This is a genomic window from Streptomyces sp. AB3(2024) (assembly GCF_041862025.1).
GTDB lineage: Bacteria > Actinomycetota > Actinomycetes > Streptomycetales > Streptomycetaceae > Streptomyces.
In genome coordinates this window covers 1-5,745 of record NZ_JBGWAB010000244.1, presented here as the reverse complement: position 1 = coordinate 5,745, position 5,745 = coordinate 1, and the positions used below count along the sequence as shown (strand labels likewise).

Sequence of the window (5,745 nt, the reverse complement as noted above, 5' to 3'; positions counted from 1 at the left end):
CGCCCAGGCCGCCCGGCTGGTCGCCGCCCGCACGGCGGACGCCGCCGCGGGCTCCGCCCTCGACCTCGGCCTCTCCCTCGCCACCACCCGCGCGGCCCTGGAGCACCGGGCGGTGCTCATCGGCCGCACCGGCGACGACCTCGACTCCGCCCTCGCCGCGCTCGCCGCCGGTGAGGAGGCCGCGGGACTGGTCACCGACACCGCGGCCGAGGGCCGGACCGCGTTCCTGTTCACCGGCCAGGGCAGCCAGCGGCTGGGGATGGGCCGTGAGCTGTACGCGTCCCAGCCGGTGTTCGCGGCCGCGCTCGACGCGCTGTGCGCCCGTCTGGACACTCGGCTCGAACTCCCGCTGAAGGAAATCCTGTTCGGTTCGGATGCCGCCCTGCTGGACCGTACGGAGTACACCCAGCCCGCGCTGTTCGCCGTCGAGGTGGCGCTCTTCCGGCTCCTGGAGAGCTGGGGTCTGAAGCCGGACTTCCTGTCCGGGCATTCGATCGGTGAGATCGCCGCCGCGCACGTGGCGGGGGTGCTGTCGCTGGACGACGCGTGCACGCTCGTGTCCGCCCGCGGCCGGCTGATGCAGGAACTGCCGGCCGGCGGCGCGATGATCGCAGTCCAGGCTGCGGAGGACGAGGTCCTGCCGCTGCTGACCGACCGGGTGGGAATCGCCGCAGTCAACGGGCCGACCTCGGTGGTCATCGCCGGGGACGAGGACGCGGCGACCGCCATCGCCGAGTCGTTCATCGGCCGGAAGTCCAAGCGGCTGACCGTCAGCCACGCCTTCCACTCCCCGCACATGGACGGCATGCTCGACGCCTTCCGCCGGGTCGCGGAGGGGCTCACGTACGCCGCCCCGGCCCTCCCGGTCGTCTCCAACCTGACCGGCGCCCTCGTCACCGACGAGATGGGCTCCGCCGACTTCTGGGTCCGCCACGTCCGCGAAGCCGTCCGCTTCCACGACGGCATCCGCGCCCTGGAGGCCGCCGGGGTCACCACGTACGTGGAGATCGGGCCCGAGGGCGTTCTGACCGCCCTCGCCCAGGACTGCGTCAGCGGCGAAGGCGCCGCCTTCGCCCCCGCCCTGCGCGCCGGCCGGCCGGAGCCCGAGACGGTCCTGGCCGCCCTCGCCCGCGTCCACGCCCACGGCGGCACCGTCGACTGGGCGGCGTACTTCGCCGGCACCGGCGCCCGCCGGGTCGACCTGCCCACGTACGCCTTCCAGCACGAGCGCTACTGGCTGGAGCCCGGCGCCGACACGGCCGGGGACGTCAGCGTCGCCGGACTCGACCCCGCCGGGCACCCGCTGCTCGGCGCGGCCGTCACCCTGGCCGGCTCCGACCGCCTGCTGTGCACCGGCCGTCTCTCGGTGCGCGGCCACGCCTGGCTCGCCGACCACACCGTGGCCGGCGCGGCGGTCCTGCCCGGTGCGGCGTTCGTGGAACTGGCCGTCCGCGCCGGTGACCAGGCCGACTGCGGGCACGTCGAGGAACTCGTCCTCGACGCCCCGCTCGCGCTGCCCGCCGACGGCGGCGTACGGATCCAGGTGCTGGTCGAGGATGCCGACGAGCGGGGCCGCCGTACCTTCACCGTGTCCGCCGAGAGGGCGGGCGGGACCGCGGAGGACAGCGGCTGGACCCGCCACGCCCACGGCGTGCTGGCACCTGCCGCGGCCGCCGGGTCAGCAGGCCCCGCCGCGTCCTTCGACCTCGCCGAGTGGCCTCCGGCCGGCGCGGACGCCGTGGACCTCAGCCGGCTGTACGACGCCGACACCGCCGGGGGCCTCCGCCGAGGCCCGCTGCGCGGGCCCCTGTTCCAGGCCGCGGAGGCGGCCTGGGAGCGCGACGGGGAGTACTTCGCGCAGGTGCGCCTGCCCGAAGGCGCGTCACAGGAAGCCGGGTTCGGACTGCACCCGACCCTGCTCGACGCCGCCGCGCACCTCGCGACCGCCCTGGCGGACGCGGACACGGACGCGGCCCCTGACGGCGGCAACGGCGTCGGCCCGGGCAGCGTCTGGTCGGACGTGGCCCTGCACGCCGTGGGCGCGGGCGCGCTGCGCGTGCGCGTCCGGCCCGCCGGCGAGGGCGCGTTCGCCCTGGACCTCGCCGACGACCTCGGCGACCCCGTGGCCACCATCGGCCGGCTCGCCCCGCGGCCCTACACGGCGGCCGCCACCGACGCCACGGACCCGGTGCCGGCCGTGGTCCGCGAGGCGCTGTTCCGCCTGGACTGGACGCCGCTCGCCGCCACCGCCACCGCCACCGGGCCCGTCGGCGGATGGGCGGTCCTGGGCGACACCGGCTTCGGCCCGGCCGGCCGGTACGCCGGCCTGGCCGAACTGGGCGAGGCCGTCGACGCGGGCACCCCGGCACCCGCGTACGTCCTGGCCCCCTTCCCCCGGCAGGCCGACGGGCCGGACGCCCTGAGCGGGGCCGCCCAGCGGGCGCTCGCCCTGGTGCGGGCCTGGCTGGCCGACTCCCGGTTCGAGACGGCCCGCCTGGTCCTCGTGACCAGCGGCGCCGTGGCCGGGCCCGGCGAAGGCGCCGAGGACCTGCCGCACGCCGCCGTACGGGGCCTGCTGCGGTCGGCGGAGACCGAGAACCCCGGCCGCTTCGTCCTCGCCGACGTCCGCGACCTGGCCGAGGCAGCCGGGTCCGCCGAGGCAGCCGGGTCCGCCGACCTGGCCGTCCTTGCCGCGGCCCTCGACTCCGGCGAACCGGAGCTGCTGCTGCGCGACGGAGCCGTCCATGTGCCCCGGCTGCGCCGCGCCGCCACCGCAGACGCCACCGCCGGCGCCGTCATCGACCCGGACGGCACCGCCCTGATCACCGGCGGCTCCGGCACCCTCGCCGGAATCGTCGCCCGCCACCTGGCCGGCGCCCACGGCGTACGGAACCTGCTGCTGCTCAGCCGCCGCGGCGCCGACGCCCCCGGAGCCGCCGAACGCACCGCCGAGCTGGCCGCGTTGGGCGCCCGCGTCACCTGGGCCGCCTGCGACGCCGCCGACCGTGACGCCCTGGCCACCGTGCTGGCCGCGATCCCGGCCGAACACCCCCTCACCACCGTGGTGCACACGGCGGGCGTCCTCGACGACGGAGTCATCGCCTCCCTCACCCCCGAGCGCCTCGACACGGTCCTGCGGCCCAAGGCCCTCGCCGCCCACCACCTGCACGAGCTGACCCGCGACCTGCCGGTCACCGCCTTCGTGCTCTACTCCGCCATCGCGGGCACCCTCGGCGCCGCCGGTCAGGCCAACTACGCCTGCGCCAACGCCTACCTGGACGCCCTCGCCGAACTCCGCCACCACCAGGGCCTGCCGGCCACCTCCCTCGCCTGGGGCCTGTGGGCCGAAGCCGGCGGCATGATCGGCACGCTCGACGAGGCCCAGCTGCGCCGCATGGAGCAGCACGGCATGGGCGCGCTCACCGCCGCCGACGGCATGGCCCTGCTGGACGCGGCCCTCGCCTCCGGCCGGTCCGTCCTCGTCCCCGCCCGCCTGAACCTGCCCGCCCTGCGCGCCGCCGCAGCCCCTGGCCCCGTGGCCCCCGTCTTCCGGGAGCTCCTGGGCCGGGCCGGACGCCGTACCGCGCGCACCCGCGGCGACGCGGGCACCTCGCTCACCGACCGCCTGACCGGCCTCACCCGGTCCGAACGCGACCGCGTACTGCTGGACCTCGTACGGGAACAGGTGGCCTCCGTCCTCGGCCACGCCTCGGCCGAACGGGTCGAGCCCGGCAAGGCGTTCAAGGACCTCGGCTTCGACTCGCTGACCGCCGTCGAGCTGCGCAACCGCCTCGGCGCGGCCACCGGGCTGCGCCTGGCGACCACGCTCGTCTTCGACTACCCGTCACCCGTCGCCCTCGCACGCCTGCTGTACTCCGAACTCCTCGGCGAGGAGACCCGGTCCGGAGCGGAGGGCGTCCGGTCGGCCGCGGCGGCCGAGGACGACCCCATCGCCATCGTCGCCATGAGCTGCCGTTACCCCGGCGGCGTCCGCAACCCCGAGGAGCTGTGGCGGCTCGTCGCCGCCGGCGGCGACGCGATCGGCGGGCTCCCCGGCAACCGCGGCTGGGACACCGCCGAGCTGTACGCCGGACAGGGCGGCGACGGCCGGGCCTTCCAAGGCGGGTTCCTCTACGACGCCGACTCCTTCGACGCCGACTTCTTCGGCATCTCCCCGCGCGAGGCCCTGGCGATGGACCCGCAGCAGCGGCTCCTGCTGGAGGCCTCCTGGGAGGCGATCGAGGGCGCGGGCATCGACCCGTCCTCGCTGCGCGGCAGCCGGGCGGGCGTGTTCGTCGGCGCCTCCTACACCGGCTACGACGCCCAGTTGGAGCGCTCCGCAGACGCGGACGGCGTACTCGGCCACGTGATGACCGGCAACGCGGGCAGCGTCATGTCCGGCCGCGTCTCCTACGCCCTGGGCCTGGAGGGCCCGGCCGTCACCGTCGACACGGCCTGCTCGTCCTCGCTGGTCGCCCTGCACTGGGCGATCCAGGCCCTGCGCAACGGCGAGTGCACCCTGGCCCTCGCGGGTGGCGTCACGGTGATGTCGACGCCGGGAACCTTCAGCGAGTTCAGCCACCAGGGCGGTCTCTCGCCCGACGGCCGCTGCAAGGCGTTCGCGGAGGGTGCGGACGGTACGGGCTGGGGTGAGGGTGTCGGCATGCTGCTCGTGGAGCGGCTGTCGGACGCGCGTCGCAACGGGCATCCGGTGCTGGCTGTGGTGCGGGGTTCGGCGATCAACCAGGACGGTGCGAGCAATGGTCTGACGGCGCCGAACGGGCCTTCGCAGCAGCGGGTGATCCGGCAGGCGCTGGCCAGTGCGGGTCTGTCGGCGGCCGAGGTGGACGTGGTCGAGGCGCACGGTACGGGGACCCGGCTGGGTGACCCGATCGAGGCGCAGGCGCTGCTGGCCACCTACGGTCAGGACCGGCCCGAGGGGCAGCCGTTGCTGCTCGGTTCGATCAAGTCGAACATCGGGCACACGCAGGCGGCTGCCGGTGTGGCCGGTGTGATCAAGATGGTGCTGGCGATGCGGCACGGGGTGCTTCCGCAGACCCTGCACGTGGACGCGCCGACACCGCACGTAGACTGGTCGGCCGGCGACATCACTCTGCTGACGGAAGCCACCCCATGGCCGCAGACCCGGCGCGCGCGCCGCGCCGCGGTGTCCTCGTTCGGCATCAGCGGCACCAACGCCCACACGATCATCGAGGCGGCCCCGGACACTCCCGAGGACCCGACGCCGACGACGCCCGCCACCGGCCCGGTGCCGTACGTCCTGTCGGCCAGGAACCCGTGGGCCCTCCGCGACCAGGCCGCCCGCCTGCTCCCCGTGGCCGAGGCCGGGGACTGCGCTCTCTTGGACCTGGCCCACTCCCTGGCCACCGGCCGCGCCGGTCTCGAACACCGGGCGGCCTTCGCCGCCGCCGACCGCGAGGGCGTACTGCGCGCGCTCGCCGCACTCGCGGCCGACGAACCGGCGCCGGGGCTGTTCCGCGGCACGGTGTCCGGTGGGGGACTGGCGTTCCTGTTCACCGGACAGGGCAGCCAGCGGCCCGGAATGGCACATGGGCTGTACGAGACCCAGCCGGTCTTCGCCACCGCGCTCGATGACATCTGCGCCCGCTTCTCCCTCGAACTGCCGCTGAAGGAGGTTCTGTTCGGTTCTGATGCCGAGGTGTTGGACCGTACGGAGTTCACGCAGCCGGCGTTGTTCGCGGTGGAGGTGGCGTTGTTCCGGCT

At 75.6% G+C, this 5,745-nt stretch carries 1 protein-coding gene; it reads left to right on the top strand.

Annotation, left to right across the window (positions count from 1 at the left end; genetic code table 11):
- Positions 1 to 5,745: SDR family NAD(P)-dependent oxidoreductase (locus ACEPPI_RS39635; RefSeq protein WP_373920103.1), on the top strand; the 5,745-nt coding region annotated here is incomplete at both ends.